Here is a 16,819-nt window from a genome sequence, read left to right on the forward strand (position 1 = left end):
CTCAATGATCGAGTTGCTGACGTTTTTCGCCAGACATCATGATAGCTAAACCACAGGCAGAAATCACCACAAGCAATAAGCCAGGAATAGCGGCGCGGCCAAAATAGCCCGCTTCATAGACTCGCCATAAATAAGTTGAGAGGGTTTCAAACCCTGTAGGACCAAGTAAAAGCGTGGCCTCTAATTCGCGCATTGATTCTAAAAACACCAGTGCCGCACCCGCTACAATTCCACGCATTGTTAGAGGTAATGTGATACGCGTAAAGGCTTCACGAGGGCTCGCGCCAAGCACTCTAGCTGAGTTTACTAAACTAGGGTCGAGGTGTTCAGTACTGGTTCTTACTGACCCTACAGCGAGAGGTAAAAAACGCAGCATGTAGGCAATAATTAATAGCCCCAACGTTTGGTATAAAAATGGCAATTGCAAGCCCCCATAGACCAGCGCGGTGCCCATCACGATACCTGGAATACCAAAGCCAAAATAAGTTACGCGTTCCATCACTCGGCCTGCTTTTCCAGTTAATGCGGCATGAGCAACGGGAATGGCGACGATAACCGCAACCACAGCAGCAATCGCAGAGGCGTACGCAGAGTGCCATGCAATACTAAAATCAAAACTGCTTAAGCCATCTCGTGCAAGCCAAAGGGCAAAAATTGTCAAAGGCAGGCCTATTGCGAGTAAAAGTACGGGTGCAAAAGTGGCAAACATCGCGGCTAATTGCCATTTTTTAGGAAATAAAATTAAGGGGCGACCATGTCGCTCACTGGCTGTTTTTATTTGCGATTCGATCAGTAGTAAAAAGCCGACAATGACCATTAACTGTAAAGACAACATGGCAGCACGGCTTAGCTCAAATGCATTGTATTCAACATAAATGACGCGCGTAAATGTATCAAGTCGCATCATCGCGGGGGTACCAAAATCAGAGAGTGTATATAAGGCAACAAGCAATGAACCGGCGGCAATACCGTTCACTACCCGCGGTAAAATGACCTTAAATACACTTTGCGTCATCGACATGCCTAACGTACGAGCCGCATTAACCATGCTCGCATCAAGGCTAAGTAAGGCTGAACGCGTCGTCATCATCACAAAAGGAAATGTGTATAACGTCATGACAATCGCTGCGCCGCTCAAACCATCCATTGCAGGCAATTCAATACCAAGAAGGTTATGTATTTCACCCCCTGTGCCAAATGCGGCATACAAGGTAAATGCGCCAATGTAACTTGGAATGGCTAACGGGGCAGCAAAAAAAACAAGCCAACACTTTTTAAAAGGCAGCACAACATAGGCACTTATAAAGGCCAGCGGTACGCCAATTAAAATAGAGCCAAGTACGGTTAATAGCATTAAAGATAAGGTATTACCAAGTATGGTTAAATGATGGCTATCAAAAAAAGAACTGGCATCAGAGGCCAGCGTAATTAAAATAAAAACAGGTGTCAGTGTGATAAGCGCTGCAAGCAGCGCCATCGGGTAGGAGGCTGGTAATCGCATTAAAGTACGCCGCTATTTCGCATCAAATCTATGGTTGGTCGTAAATCAGCTAGCTGAGTTAAATCAATTTTTGGTGGTGAAATAGCCGCTAAAGAAGGCAGTCCTTCTGGTTGCGCTACGCCGTTAACCAAAGGTATTTCATAGGCTTCTTGTGCTAAATAACGTTGCACTTGGGTGCTTAATAAGTAACGCATAAAGTTGGTTGCCAGTGGATCTTGGTTTAAAGCCAAAATACCTGAAGCATTGACTAAACAGCCCGCATCTTGCTCGGTAAAGGCTAAATCAAGTTTTGCATCAGGCTTCCCAGATTTTAATCGTAATGTGTAATAGTGATTGGCAAAACCAATATCCACTTCACCACGCTCAACAGCCATTACTACACCTAACTCACCCGCATAGGTTTTGGCGCGCTGTTTGGTTTTTTTAAGCCACTTAACGGTTTTATCATCACCTTCAAGTAAACGCATTGCAGTAACGAATGATTGGAATGAAGAATAAGCGGGTGCCCAGCCTATGCTTAAATCGCTGTCTGCAATATCCATAATACTTGTAGGAATTTGTTCTTTCGTAAGCCTTGCTGTATTAAAAGGCAGGGTACGCACTCTTCCCGTTACGGGTGCCCAATCTTTGTAGCGAAACTGCGGTTGTAATTGTTCCGCTAAATCGCTAGGCATAGGTTGTGCAAGTCCTGCATCAGAGACTAAACCAATAGCCCCCGAGTCAACAGCCCAAAACAAATCGGCACGTCTAATGCCCGCTTTTGCTTCGGCAACAATAGTATTCGCTAACGCAGCGGTTGGGCCGCGACGTATTGCGAGTTTAAGATCGGGGTTTCTCTTTTCGATTGCTTTGAGCACATCTTCATATAACCCGCCTTCACCACGGCCTAAATAAAGTGTTAGTGCTCCTTTAAGCTTGGGTAAATCCTCGACTGAAACCGGGTTTGCTACAGTGGCGGCAAATGCTTGAGAGAGTGACAACGGGAGTGCTCCCATTACCCCCATCGCAGCAAGGCCTTGTATAAAGGTTCTACGCTCCACTAAAAAACATCCTTACGTGTTTTTTCGGCTTTCTCTATCAATGCTTTTGCACGGTCAAGTTTGGTCTGCATATCCGTGATTACATCACGCACTTGGTCCACTGTTTTATTGTCTGAAATGGCTTTTGGTAATGTGACGTTAAAGTCTTTTTCAAGCACTTCTACTAGGTTTGCATCTTGCTCAATTAATGTGCCTTCAATCCCTTCAAAAAGGTGTAAGTAGGTATCGTGAACAATGCTAGTTGCTTCATCGCTTAAACGTTCTGCATATTTTGCCACAACGCGGTCAAGTTTATGTTTGATTTCGTCAACGGTGGCGCTTTGTGTCATGTTTTCTGTTGCGGTAGTTTTAACAGCATCTAGCACGCCTTTTTGTTGAAACTTTGCCGCTAATTTAACGGCACCAAGGCCTTGCCATAAGGCCGCATTTAAAGCTGTTTGTTGTTTGCGTACGTCGCTTGCAGGCTTGTTGTTATCAATCGCCATTTTGATGCCATACAGGCTCTGCCAAATTGATGCGTAAACAGGTACGTAATTGGTTTCAATTGCGCTGTGAAATTTAACTGATTCCCAGTATTCAATTAAATCATCACTGTTTACAGCTTTTGCACCTTTAGCCTCATAGTTGCTTACTAATGTGTCTACTTTAGCAACCATCCACTCTACTTCTTCTGAGTAATCTTTAATATTGGCTTGCAGGTGATTTACATGTTCACCGATTGGACCATTGGCGTAAGCAGGTTGTGTAACAAAGGTTGACACTAAAAGAAGGCTAACACCCAAGGTAGTTGCTGATTTAAATAATGCATTCATGAAAGAGATCCAAAACGTAATTGTAAATGATAGCCATTATCATATCCGTAAAAATAACCAAAATCAAATAAATCAAAAAAGGCATTTAGCGGTAATTTTGTTATTACTTTTGGGCATTTAAGCAGTGATACGCATCTAGGTGAGCTGGGGATTATCTATCTGGGTGAAAAATAATCTAAACAGACGTATTTTAAAAAGTGAACGCCCTTTACTATTTTCATAGTAAAGGGCGTTTTAATGGGGGTTATTTAGTGAAATTGACCGTTTCTATTAAACGAATTGCTTCACCATCGACATCTAAAAGCGCCGTTATAGTGATAAGTTGTGGTTGATTCGTTGGGGTAACTTCAAACTCATAGTTTTTTTGCTCATAAGGTGCAATGACCACCTCGTGTTGTTGTGTGTTGTTTGCACTGAGTTGATTAAACGCATTGGTATGCAACGTAATTTTCCCAGACGTTTTTCCTGAGTAAGGCCCTGTTAGCCCTGTTGTAAATAGCCAATGTCCGTTATCGTTCTTTTGGTGAGATACACTCAATTCAACCCCATTAAACGGTTTCACCGTATTCTGCAATGTTGCTTTTGCCACAAGCGATTGCCAGTATAGCGTTTGGTTGACGGTTACTGTGTGTGCGTTTTCATCATGTGGCAGCGCAATGGTGTGAACGCCGGGAGCCAGAGTTTGCTCTAACATAGCAATGTCAGTTACACGACCAGAGCGTGATTTAAGCTCAACGTTTGCAGAGAGTTTTACATCAAATTCGCTGGGGTTTTCCACGTTTAAAAAGGGTTTTGCATGGTGGTATTCAATCGTACTACGTACACCTGATAGCGTATTAAACCCATCGTGATTGAGTGTGTTTTGATAATCTTTGGCAACTTTGGTCAGTGTATTTTGCACTTCAGTATGTAAATCAGCCTTGGGTATTTTAGCCATCAATTGGCTTAATTCTTCATCACATTGAGTTAGTTGTGTACTGTGTTGTTGGCAGGTTTTAAAAACACGTTCGAGTAAGTCATCGCCTTTAAATAGCCACGGGTTTGTCAGTGACGCATTAGCAGTTAGTTGTGTGTTGTGTGCTTGATGCGTGTATAAATAGGGCGTCACTGTATGGTTATTGTTTTTGCTCAGCAGGCTTATTTTTTGTGCATCAAGCTTTTCTAACTGTGTGCTATTAAGTGGCAGGGTAAAATGCTGTTCAATTACATTATTGTTCAGCTCTGCGTTTAACGTCATGGCTATATGGGTATCAGTTAAAGAAAGGTTGAGCCCTAAAGTATGATTTTGTGCAAGTGCGGCTTTTATTGCAGGTGAAAGTGCAATACTTTGTGGCTTAAGACCTTTAACGTGGTTAGCACTGATCATTAAGCGCTGGGCATCTTTAACAATAAATTTAAGTAACTGGTCGTCACTTGCTTCTTCTTTACCAATAAACGAAGTACGAAATTGTTGGTTTTGTTCACTGCGCTGACCTTGTAAAGCAAAGCCTATTTCGCCTCTGTTTAATTGAGCCGGCTCAAAATTAAGCAGGACCGAAACATGCTGCTTATCATTTACTTTGATTAATTTGTTTTTAACCGGCGCAGGAAAGTCCATAACAGGGTGCGTGGCTTGCATTGCAGGGTTGATGTCTAATCGTGATAGTTCTTTTGCATCGGTATTTCGTAGCCAGTATGCGTTGCCATTTTGTTCCCACGGACCATTAACAATGTGGAAGCTAGGCTTGATTGATTGCACAAAATCAGCAAACCCTTGCTCGATTTTTTGCCAGTCTTTAAAGGTTTTTTTGAGTAAGGTATTTGCTGTTGAAAGTGTTGCTTCACTGTGTGGATTAGCTAAGCGAAGTTGTTCAACGAAATAGCCAAAGTATTGAGCACGCTCAGGTGAACTTAAAAGATAATGTATAATAAAAAAGTTAAGGCCGCGCTTTAAAGCTGGGTCGTCATTTATTTGTTCAATAGTAGGCTCGTTTGCACTGTAGTATTGTTTAAGGCCCGTTTCAATGTAGTTCATTGGGGCACGGTCAAACACCATAACAGTGAGTTGTTTTTGCTCAGGGTCGTAAACATGATGGGCAACAGAATCAGCTAACCCTTCAGTGATCCAATTAGGTGCCCATGTTGAGTGGCCGTTCAGTGCCATGTGAAATGCATGCATGGTTTCGTGAATGACAATATAGCGTTGGTGATGCTCACGGTGACTTGGAAAGTTATAACCCGCGCGATTATAAAACATGGTTTCGCCGCCTGCGTGTTTGTGTACGCCGCGTAAAAAACCATCATCAAGCATCGCTTCTCGCACTCTGGCACGTGAGCTGCCATATACCACAGCAATGCGTTGACGCTCAATGTTGGGTGGTGCCATTCCAAAAAGAGCCACATAATGCGGGTAGGCCATTTCTAATAGCTCAAGGTACAAAATCACTTTTTCTTTTGGTAAATCACTTTTCAATGCGAAGTGTTTACTGACCCACCAATCATACCCTCGGCTGTTACCAATTTTGCCCTCGCTGTATGTGTAGGGAATTGTTTTGCCTAAAAATTTAACATCCATTGATTTTAATGTGCTGGTGTAACCTTGCACACTGAGATCAACATTTAAGTTTGTCGTTGTTTTTTCAGCGTGTTGAGTGCTGTGCTGATTATTTACAGAGTGATTATTGGGAATTGGTTGGCAAGCAATAAGTGCTGTGGTCACGAGTGTGAGTAATAAATTTTTCATGTTCTGGTTGTTTTATTTGTATATTGTATGCAATATAAAATACTGCGTTTAATTTGAAAAGTAAACTATGAATAACAATCAACAATTACAATCATCAGCACAGCATTCACACATAGCGACAAACAAAACTGGGTGGCGTGGGTTTGGGCTAGCATTCTACATCGCTAATACGATGGAAATATTTGAACGTTTAGCATGGTATGGCTTTTTTGCTGTGTCGTCGGTATACATGACAACCCCGGTTGCACAAGGTGGGGTGGGCTTTAATGATGCCCAACGCGGTGCGATTCAGGGGATTATTCCGTTCTTTTTATATCTTTTGCCTGTTGTCACTGGTGCGCTTGCAGATAGATATGGTTATAAAAAGATGTTTTTTTGCTCATTCATTTTAATGGCGCCCAGTTATTATTTTTTAGGCCAAGTGACGGACTTTAATTCGTTTTTTATGATCTTAATGCTAGTGGCTTTTGGCGCTGCATGTTTCAAACCGGTGGTAGTGGGCACAATAAGTCAAAGCACCAATGACACTAATCGCGGACTGGGCTTTGGTATTTTTTATACCATGGTGAATTTAGGCGGATTTATTGGGCCGCTCGTCGCGGGGTATTTACGCGCCATTAGCTGGGATGCGGTATTTATTATGTCGTCAGCGTGGATTTTAATTAATTTTATACCGCTTATTTTTTATCGCGATTCAGAGAAAAACCCGCAAAATGACAAAGGGCTTGGGCATGTTTTACAACAAGCCCAACAGGTATTAGGAAATAGCCGTTTTGCACTTTTGCTTTTTATGAGTGTGATTATTTTAATGACCGCGGGTGTGAGTTGGTTAAGTTACCCGCAGGCTTTTTCGCTCATTGCGGTTTGGCTGGTTTTAAATGGCCTGTGGGATAAAGTGATGTGCAAACGTAAAACCGAAACATGGTACTTGCAACGTGTGCATGTGAGTAACCGTAACTTTGCACTTTATTTGGCTGTATTAACCGGGTTTTGGACTGTCTACAATCAATTATTTTATACCTTACCTTTGTTTATTCGTGATTATACTGATACACAAGATTTAGTGGCATTTTTGAGCTATTTTGGTCAGCCCGTCGTTGATTTTTTTGCGTACGTGGATAACCAAGCGCTGAGCCAAAAATTACTCTCATTAGCAGACAATTATGCGGCCACATTAAGTTCAAACGTTGATTTAGAGGCAATCCGATTAGAGCTGGTTCACTTAAAGGTCAATGTGCCTGTTTCTGAGATTGCGTTATTTATCAATCAGATTAACGCGGGTGGTTTTACTTTAACGCAAAGTAAAGAGCTCAGTGAACACTGGCTTGTTTATCGTCAAATAAATCCTGAGTACCTTATTAATTTAGATTTTGCTGCCATTGTATTATTACAGATAATTGTCAGCGTAAAATGTCAGCACTTTAAAGTGATCTCGGTATTAATAAGTGGCCTTATTGTGACCGCCGGGGCTTTTTTATTATTGCTGTTGATGAGTTCGGGTCTATTATTAACCCAATTAGGGGGAGCTGTTATGGTGACGGTGATTCTATTAATTGCCTTTGGTGAAATGCTCACTTCCCCTAAAAGCCAAGAATATGTTGCGAGTATAGCGCCTAAAGGCAGTGCGGCAATGTTTATGGGGTACTATTTTGTATCAATGGCGTTGGGGTTCTTATTCGCAGGGTTTTTGTCAGGGTGGAGCTATGGCTATTTGGTCAAAACATTACATAGCCCCGCACTAATGTGGCTACTCTTTGGCTTAATTGCGTTAGCAACGGGGTTAGGTTTTTATTTTTTAGCGCGTTATAAAAAGGACTAAAATAGTGAAGGTAAACTATGTGACGATACTTGTGCTGGCTATGCTATTGGTGAGTATAAAAACAATTGCAAACAGTGAGCCGAGCTATAAAGACCTCATCAATAGAACGGGCACTCCCTATTACATGCAAGATTTTGAGCAAGGTGGCCACCAACGTTTTAGTCCGCTGTTTGATTTAGGGGCCTGGCATGGCCATTTGTTACCTGATGAAGATCACGCGGGTGGATTTAGTGGCCCCGCTATTGTGACAGAAGAATACCTGAATTTTATTGCCCCTTACTTTGAAAAGCTGAGTGTTTATAAAGGTGATACGATAAATCGCGCGAATAAAATAGAGTTAACAATGCAGGTATACAGTCTGCCGGGGGCGCTTGTACAAGAGCTCAAAGGGGAAGGGGTAACGATTACTCTAACACTTCGTTTTGTGAGTAATCGCACGTCCTTGGTTAAAACTCACATAGATACCCAGCAACCTTTAACCTTGTATTTTGAAGGTGAATTAGTTAATCACCTCAGTGCTAAAAATGGCAAAGTGACTGACCCGCGTTCGCCTTTTAAAGTACACCCCACTTTTTTGCCTAAGTGGGAGGTGTCAGCCAACAGCCTCATCCTACGGTTTGGTAAAGTGCGTGATCTTGGGCAATTACTCACCTCAGGCAGTTCACAGTTACAGCTGCATAAAACACTGCCTGTAAAAACCACTCATGGCGATACAAGTTACGCAAGTCGCGCAACCATTACACAGAGTAAAACCTTTTTTACCACTTACTCATACCTGCTTAACGCGCAAGAAGTAGAGTCTGAGCAGCCTGTCATTGCAGACATTCTTAAACGTCCCGATTATTATTTAGCGCGTAGCAAGTTGCGCTGGCAGGGTTATATTCACCATGCGACAGAGGCTATTTCTCCTGAGCAAACACCGTACTTAAAGTTAGCTGTGAAAAGCGTAGAAACTTTAATGGCTAACTGGCGCAGTGCCGCCGGTGCGCTGAGTTATGACACGGTCAGTCCCGCTGTTACAGGACGTTGGTTTTCTGGTAATCAAACCTGGCCATGGGACAGTTATAAACAAGCATTCGCGTTGGCCACCTTTAACCCGCAATTGGCTAAACAGAATCTTAACGCTGTATTTGAATACCAAATACAAGATAAAGATTTACACAGACCCTGGGATGCTGGATTTGTGCCTGACTTAGTAGCTTATAACTTAAGCCCTGAGCGTGGTGGTGATGGCACCAATTGGAATGAGAGAAATACCAAACCCAGTTTGGCATCTTGGGCTGTGTGGCAAGTGTTCAAATACACCAATGATAAAGCGTGGTTAGCGAACATGTACCCGAAACTTGTTGCATACCGTAATTGGTGGTTAAAAAACCGCGATCATAATGACAATGGCGTGCCGGAATATGGCGCAACCCTTGATAAAGCGCATAACACACCTGGTGGTGAATTAATATTTGAAGTGAAAAAAGAGGCAAAGTGGCACACTCAATACGGTCTAAAACAGTATGAAGCTGCGCGAGCAAAAAGTGAATTAGTACAGATCAACGTGCCTGCACAAACCGCCGCTTCTTGGGAGTCAGGCCGAGATGATGCAGGGGTGTTTGGGTTTATTAGCCCTAAGCAACTTGTTGATTATATTAAGCAAGGCGGACAAGCCCGAGATTGGCAAGTGGATTTTGCCCAAAATACCAATACGAATGGCACCTTGTTAGGGTATTCATTATTACAAGAGTCGGTTGATCAAGCCTCTTACATGGCCGCAGATAACCGCTACTTAGGGAAAATAGCGAAACAGCTTAATTATCCGCATCAGGCCAGTTACTTTTTAAAGCAAGCCACGCAGCTCAGAGACTATATTAATACGTGCATGTATGATGATAAAACAGGGTTTTACTATGACATTAAAATAGAAAAAACGCCGCTGAGTAATGGCTGTGCTGGCAAGCCTCTGGTTAAGCGAGGTAAGGGACCTGAAGGCTGGTCACCGTTGTTCAACCAAGTTGCACGTGTTGAACAAGCGGATAAAGTGATACAGGTTATGCTGGACGAAAACGAGTTCAATACGCGTGTGCCATTGGGGAGCGCGGCATTGAGCAACCCAGCCTTTGGCGCTGATATCTATTGGCGTGGTCGAGTGTGGCTGGATCAACTTTACTTTGGCTTAATTGGAATGAGCCATTATGGATATTGCACTCAAGCGCAACAGTTAAGTGAAAAGTTATTGGCCAACGCAGATGGCATTCTATCAGCCGCTCCCATTCGCGAAAATTACAACCCACTTACAGGCGAACAGCAAGGCGCACCAAATTTTTCATGGAGTGCGGCACATTTGTTGTTAATTGCGCAGAAACAGGGGCAATGGTGTCAATAGCAAACGTTGCTTATTATGTTAATTTAGTGCATGTTTGCAACCAATCATATGATGAAAGTGCGGCTATTTAAGTGATGAATGTTCAACAGCTGATTCAAAATAAACACGTCATTTTATTTGATGGCCAATGTAAGTTATGTGATGCATGGTGTAATTTTATTATCAAACGCGACAAAAAAGCGCGTTTTAAACTGTGCAGTGTGCAGTCGCGAAAAGGCCACGCTGTGCTTAATTACTTTAATTACCCTACTGATAACGTGAAAAGTATGGTGTATGTTGATAATGAACAGTGTTTCATACAAAGTGATGCCGTCATTCGTGTGTTGAGTCAATTAGGCTGGCCCTGGCGCGCAGTGTTAATCCTGTCTTTAATACCCAAACGATTGCGCGATTGGGGGTATGACCGTGTGGCGTTTAATCGTTACCACTTATTTGGCAAATTTAACTACTGTCGTTTACCTCATCGTGAGGATCAACGACATTATTTATAATAAATGATAAAATCAGCGCAGTTTAGTTTAGTAGAGATACATTATGGCCAGCACCGCCCATGCACTTCATATTTTGGTTAAGCATAAAGAGCTTGCCGAAGACATTATCAAACAGCTTAAAAAAGGCGCTAAGTTTCAAGTCCTCGCAAAAAAACACTCTACGTGTCCTTCGGGTAAAAAAGGGGGGGATTTAGGTGAGTTTAAACGCGGTCAAATGGTACCTCAATTTGACAAAATAGCGTTTAATGGTGAAATTCTTGAACCGCATTTAGTTAAAACAAAATTTGGTTGGCATGTCATTAAAGTGCTTTATCGTACTTAAATGAGTAATACAAAAAACCGTTTCCTTGGGATTCGTATAGGTTTGGTAGGTGGAGTTTTTAATGTTCTAAACATTTTAAACTCTTCTTCAACATAAGTGCTTATAGAGTCAAACGAAGAAAAATTAACTTAAATTTTTTGTAGTTAATTAAATGTAGAAGAGTGAATAGACCTTAATATCACCACTATTTAAAAATCTAATTAGCACTTCATAATTATATAAGAGTATTGTTTACAATCGTTTATTGCGAATAGAAGGACATGGAAGTAATGTTAAGCATCAAACCCAAAGCTACCGATTTGATTTATCGTCTCACCTTGATTGTGCTTATTACTTTAGTTAGTGCATGCTCAATAGTAGAAAAGCCAAACCTGAAACAGTTGTCCTCAAATCGAGTTGAAGAATTTAAATCTAAGGATGAACTTATAGATTATGTTTCGAATGTTTCAGCGCTTATCAATTATCGCAATACCAAAGAGAGAGAACATTTTAAAGAATTGTATGTCGATGATATTGAGAGGATACAGGTAACAGGAAGTAGGGTCGACTCTACTTTCTCTAGTATTACAAACAATCAGGTTAATGGAATCGATGAAGGAGACATAGTTAAAGTATCTGGTGATTACTTACTGATCTTACGACAAGGGAAAATATACTCAGTTAGGCTTTCTGAATATGGCGCAGGTGAATTTAATCTACCATATGAAATTGATGTTATTCAACCAGGCTGGGGTAAGGACGTTTGGTATGACGAATTGTTAGTTGTTGAAGATATAGTATTGGTTCTTGGGTATAGCTATTCACTTGACGCATCGCAAATACTAAGATTCAAAATTAATGACAATGGCGTCATAAGCTACAAAGATGGGATCGCAATTAAGTCTAATGATTACTTTAGTAGTGACAACTACGCATCTCGATTATTCAAAGGAAAGTATCTTACTTATTTACCAGTCGAGCTGATTGCAAATCGTTCAGGTGAATTAAACGATCTTGGCGTTAATATTCCCAAATTTGCAAGGCTAAATTCTAGCAACGCAGATAATTTAATCTGGGAGGAAATTGTCAAACCTAGTGATATTTACAAGCCCAATCAAATCGTTACCGATCCAATATTACACACTATTATTACATGTAGTCCTTTATCTGAAAATTTTGAATGCACGGGGAAAGGAGTGATTAGCTCCAACAATTATGAATACTTTGTTTCTCAGTCCGCGTTTTATTTATGGACGTATGCATTACCTAAATCACTTGTAACCGATTTCAACTTCGATGAAAATTGGAATACTCACTATGAATCTACAGCTACTTCGCACATGAGCGGGGATTCTAAGCTGTTCAAATTAGAACATTTGAGTCAACAATTTAAGGTTGTTGACGTTGATGGAGTACCTGTTGATCAGTTTTCCTTTTATGAAAGTGAAGGAGTGCTAAATATTGTGTCTGTGAATAATCCATGGTCAGAAACTAAAGAAAAAGCTCAACTATTCCAAATACCAAAAGATGAATTTGACTCATCGAGCAAAGACCGAATAATGCCTTCTAGAATTTGGTATCTTTCACCAAATTATATAAATAATCGTTTTGTAGAAAGTTGGCTTGTTCTAGGTTATTACGCGGATATAAATGGAGGTTATAAGTCAAAAGCTTCAGTAAAACCCCAATTTACTTTGTATTTTAAGTCATTAAATACTGCTGAAGATTTAAATATTGAATTAGGACACAGTGTAGATCGAATAGAAACGGTTGGCAGGAAGTTATTTATTTCAGGCATAGATACAGACTTTAATTTTAATGTTTCAATCATAAATATCGAAAACAAGCCATTTTTGGAGGGGAGCGGGGTATTTGAGGACTTTTTAGAACACGATACTCGCAGTCATGCATTCAACTTCGCTCAATTTGATAACCACTTTGGTGTTGCCGGAATTACTGCATATAATAAAGTTAACAATACTGGTAATACACTACTAAATGATTTTTATTGGGAAGAAAACGTAGCAGCAAACATAATCTTCTTCGGATTAGCTGGGGGTTACGAAGTAATAAAAGCTGGAGAGGTTAAGAGTCATGCTAAACAAATATCATTGGCTGATAATTGCGAAGTATCTTGTGTCGATTGGTACGGTAACTCAAGGCCTTTTTTCATTAATGACAGGATATTTGTATTAACAGGTGATGAACTGATTGAATCACAACTAGTTGGAAATCAAGTTGAAGAAATAAAAAGAATTAATATTAAGACTAAGTCTTATTGACGGGGGATTCTATGTATCTTATTGCAGCCTCTGTTTTAAGGTCGTGAAGGCTTTTTATAATTTTCTAACTATATTTGTGATATTAACTCGCTAATGCCCGTTTTCTCGAACAATGAAATGGGTAATTACAATTTAGATACACAAGTTGGTTGTTGGGTTGAATCTACAAGAGAGCTATGTATTAGATAGATTTAGATTATCTAGTCAGAATAGCTGTCGATTTGAAATGCGAATTACGTAAATTAATTACAAGCCATTATTTCTGAGACGCTAAATGTCATTAATTTCACAAATTAATCAAGTTTTTAGTTAACACTTTGTATAAAGGTTATTACCACTTACCAAACCTAAAGTAAGGTTTTAGGTGTGTAATAGTGAACTTGGTTTTAAATCCATCCACCAAGTTCACTAGCCCGCCGCAACGGTATTTTTAAACGCGGCTGCGTTTATCCACCGATTGCGGTGGGTTGCACATCAATGCCGTAACCAAACATAACAGCCAGTACCAATACAATTGACGCTGCCGTCATTAGTTTTAGTAATAGCGGTAAACAAAAACGGAACCAGTGCCCGTAAGGGACACCCGCCATACCTAATATCCCCATTAATACCGCATTGGTAGGAATGATCATATTTGAAAAGCCATCACCAAATTGATAAGCCAGCACAGCAACTTGGCGTGGGACACCGACAAGATCGCCCAGCGGCGCCATGAGTGGCATAGTCACGTATGCTTGGCCAGAGCCTGAAGGAATAAAGGTGTTAAGCAAGGTTTGAATGACTAACATGCCAATGGCTGATATTTCAGCACTCACATACGATAACGGCAGTGACATGCCGTGTACTAAACTATGTAAAATTTGACCGTCTTCGAGGATTAACGCAATACCTCTTGCCACACCAATTAAAATGGCCGTAGTGACAAGATCTGACACACCTTCAATAAAGCGGTTAGCTGTTTCATCAGCAGATAAACGCCCAAGAATAGCAATTACGGCACCCCAAGCAATAAAGACACCACCTAATTCGTATAAGTACCATCCCTTGGTGGCAATGCCCCATACTGCGATACCTAAGGTAATAATGAAGCTACCTAATATCAGTTTATGGCGCATTGCAAGCGCAGGGTAATGGGGAGTGGCTTTGTCACTTAATGGGCACGGCACATCGAGCATCATTGATTTGCTTGGGTCAGCCGCAACACGTTGAGTGTATTGCCATACGTGATGAAAACCAATCAATACAAACGGTACAAAGATTGCCAAACGCAACCATAGACCTGAATATACAGGTACTTCAGCGATTTGTTGTGCAATGAGTACAGTAAAAGGGTTAAACGCCGATACCCCATAGCCAATACCATAACCGGCAACAATCATGCCTACCGCGGTCATTGCATCGAGTCTCATTGCTTTACATAACGCGACTAAAATTAACACAAAGGGAATGTATTCGCCTGCTGTACCAATACTGCTTGAGGCTAACGCAAAACAAAATACCACCATAAATATTAAGCGTTGTGGTTTTTCGCCATGGCGTTCAAGTAAACGGCCAATAAGTGCATCAACAGTGCCTGTTGCTCGTGCGATAGCCAGTACACCACCCACAATTAATACAAAGAAGATCACGTCCTGCGCGGCGGCAAAAGCACGTGGAATAGCTGTTAATAAATCCCAAGGGGTTAAATAATGGCGCTCTGCCACGGTTTGGTAGGTGCCAGCCATGACCATTTCACGGCCATTTTCAGTCAAGGTTGTATCAAAAAAGCCTTGCGGCACTAGCCACGTTGCAACCAATGCAATGACCATCATGCCTAACAGCAAAATCAAAGTATGTGGCACTTTGAAGGTATTACTCATACGTTCTCCCTAGTTTAATTAAGACAGCAAATAACGACATATGCTGATTTTTGCGAAGGAGAATACCACGACTTACTAAGTCAAAATTAAAAAAGGGACGGTTGTCTGTAAAGGAATGTAACAATAACAGAGGCTGCTTTTAAAAACGCTTTAGTAACGGGTTATCAACATTTAACTTTTTTGTTTGTGGGGGGGAGGTAATGTATTTTTATACCGTGCCTAAAGGGATCTAAATGTTGGGTTTTGACGTAATATATACCCATTAATTAAACATATTTTGAAGCGTTATAGTGTATGAGTAAGTCAAAATCGGTGCCAACATCGCGATTTGCAAGATTAAGTAAATTTGGGTTGCTGGCGTCAAAAGTCGCCGGAAATGTGTTGCTTGATGGTGCAAAATCAATGGCGAAGGGTGAAAAACTTAATCGGCAATCATTAATAATGTCTTCTAAAAATATAGAAAGCCTTACAGAGCAGCTTGCACAGTTACGGGGTGCGGCGATGAAGCTTGGTCAGTTATTATCAATGGATTCAGGCGAATTACTGCCTCCCGAGCTGAGCCAATTGCTAGCGAGGTTGCGTTCTGATGGCCATGCAATGCCTCATAAACAACTTGTCGGGGTACTTAAAACTCAATGGGGAGCACAGTGGCTAAATAAGCTATCACACATTGAGCTTAAGCCGTTTGCTGCGGCATCAATAGGGCAAGTACATAAAGCCAATTTAGAGAACGGCAAAGCGTTGGCGATTAAGGTGCAATACCCAGGCATTGCTAAAAGTATTGAAAGTGATGTTGATAATTTAGCCAGTTTGCTCAAGCTCAGTGGTTTACTGCCTAAGCATATAAATATAGACCCTTTGGTGGCCGACGCTAAGCAGCAACTTTTAGATGAGTCTGATTATGAGCGCGAGGCTGATTTTTTACAATTATATCAGCGCTATCTTGCGCCATTTACGCAATTTAAAGTGCCACAAACCTACCCTGAACTCAGCACCAAACATGTACTTGCCATGGAGTTTGTTGATGGCATTGACCTTGATGAATGCGTTGAGTTGGAGCAAGCACAACGAGACGAACTCGCCCGTGATTTAATACAGTTATTTTTCTACGAATTACTGCAATTTAATACCGTTCAAACAGATCCTAATTTTGCTAACTATTTATATCAGCCTGCTTCAAAAACGATTGTACTACTTGATTTTGGGGCAACTCGGCAGTTATCAAACGTAATTTGTGATGGCTATTTAAAGCTTTTTGCGGGCGCAATTGCAAATGATCAGGCAAAGATAGCACTCGCTGCAGAGCAGATAGGCTATTTTGATAGTCAAATAGACGAACATTACAAAAAAAATGTGCTTAATATATTTAAATTGGCGTGTGAGCCTCTTTTGATTGACGAGGCTTATGATTTTGCAGCAAGTCCACTTGCTAAACAGATACGCGATAAAGGCCTTGAAATGAGTACTCAGAAAGCGCAGTGGCATTCTCCACCGATAGATGCGTTATTCATTCACCGTAAATTAGCGGGTTTGTACCTTATTGCAGTAAAATTGAATGCCAAGGTCAACGTTTATCAACTGTATAAAGAGTTTTTAACGCAGTGCAAACAAGGGTAAT

11 protein-coding genes are annotated in these 16,819 nt (G+C 41.1%); 6 read left to right on the plus strand and 5 right to left on the minus strand.

The genetic code is table 11. The features are described 5' to 3' along the window. Nucleotide 1: 1 nt before the first annotated feature. The 4 genes from ATS75_RS16805 to ATS75_RS16820 form a co-directional block, all read right to left on the minus strand. Nucleotides 2–1,501: an ABC transporter permease gene (locus ATS75_RS16805; RefSeq protein WP_058561571.1), complete on the minus strand. Its 1,500-nt coding sequence runs from the start codon at nucleotides 1,499–1,501 to the stop codon at nucleotides 2–4. After that, complete coding sequence (locus ATS75_RS16810) at nucleotides 1,501–2,541, minus strand: extracellular solute-binding protein (protein WP_058561572.1); 1,041 nt, start codon at nucleotides 2,539–2,541, stop codon at nucleotides 1,501–1,503. The genes ATS75_RS16805 and ATS75_RS16810 overlap by 1 nt, the downstream gene beginning before the upstream one ends. Beyond that, the gene (locus ATS75_RS16815) at nucleotides 2,541–3,353 is read right to left on the minus strand and encodes a hypothetical protein (protein WP_058561573.1); all 813 of its coding nucleotides are present in this window, start codon (nucleotides 3,351–3,353) and stop codon (nucleotides 2,541–2,543) included. Before ATS75_RS16815 ends, ATS75_RS16810 begins: the two co-directional genes overlap by 1 nt. A 244-nt stretch (nucleotides 3,354–3,597) precedes the next feature. Next, nucleotides 3,598–6,075, minus strand: a complete 2,478-nt coding sequence (locus tag ATS75_RS16820; RefSeq protein ID WP_058561574.1) for a hypothetical protein — start codon at nucleotides 6,073–6,075, stop codon at nucleotides 3,598–3,600. A gap of 67 nt (nucleotides 6,076–6,142) precedes the next feature. Between ATS75_RS16820 and ATS75_RS16825 the strand changes: the two genes are divergently transcribed. The 5 genes from ATS75_RS16825 to ATS75_RS16845 all read left to right on the plus strand — a co-directional run bounded on the left by ATS75_RS16825 (nucleotide 6,143) and on the right by ATS75_RS16845 (nucleotide 13,342). Then, the gene (locus ATS75_RS16825; RefSeq protein ID WP_058561575.1) at nucleotides 6,143–7,894 is read left to right on the plus strand and encodes an MFS transporter; all 1,752 of its coding nucleotides are present in this window, start codon (nucleotides 6,143–6,145) and stop codon (nucleotides 7,892–7,894) included. 19 nt (nucleotides 7,895–7,913) lie between these two features. After that, on the plus strand, nucleotides 7,914–10,268 hold the full coding sequence (ygjK, locus tag ATS75_RS16830) for an alpha-glucosidase (protein WP_235591200.1): 2,355 nt from the start codon (nucleotides 7,914–7,916) through the stop codon (nucleotides 10,266–10,268). Between the two features lie 74 nt (nucleotides 10,269–10,342). Continuing rightward, complete coding sequence (locus ATS75_RS16835; RefSeq protein ID WP_058561576.1) at nucleotides 10,343–10,759, plus strand: thiol-disulfide oxidoreductase DCC family protein; 417 nt, start codon at nucleotides 10,343–10,345, stop codon at nucleotides 10,757–10,759. A gap of 43 nt (nucleotides 10,760–10,802) precedes the next feature. Next, on the plus strand, nucleotides 10,803–11,081 hold the full coding sequence (ppiC, locus tag ATS75_RS16840; protein WP_058561577.1) for a peptidylprolyl isomerase PpiC: 279 nt from the start codon (nucleotides 10,803–10,805) through the stop codon (nucleotides 11,079–11,081). Nucleotides 11,082–11,341: 260 nt separating this feature from the next. Next, entirely contained in the window at nucleotides 11,342–13,342 is a 2,001-nt protein-coding gene (locus ATS75_RS16845; RefSeq protein ID WP_058561578.1) for a beta-propeller domain-containing protein, read from the plus strand. 446 nt (nucleotides 13,343–13,788) lie between these two features. Here the strand turns inward: ATS75_RS16845 and ATS75_RS16850 are convergent, their stop codons facing one another. Next, nucleotides 13,789–15,201 (minus strand): YfcC family protein, encoded by a 1,413-nt coding sequence (locus ATS75_RS16850; RefSeq protein WP_058561579.1) that lies wholly within the window; start codon nucleotides 15,199–15,201, stop codon nucleotides 13,789–13,791. A 294-nt stretch (nucleotides 15,202–15,495) separates the two neighbouring features. Here ATS75_RS16850 and ATS75_RS16855 point away from each other — a divergent pair, with 294 nt between their 5' ends. Continuing rightward, entirely contained in the window at nucleotides 15,496–16,818 is a 1,323-nt protein-coding gene (locus tag ATS75_RS16855) for an ABC1 kinase family protein (protein WP_058561580.1), read from the plus strand. Nucleotide 16,819 lies beyond the last annotated feature (1 nt).

It is taken from the genome of Pseudoalteromonas sp. H105, assembly GCF_001469215.1.
Taxonomy (GTDB): Bacteria; Pseudomonadota; Gammaproteobacteria; order Enterobacterales; family Alteromonadaceae; genus Pseudoalteromonas.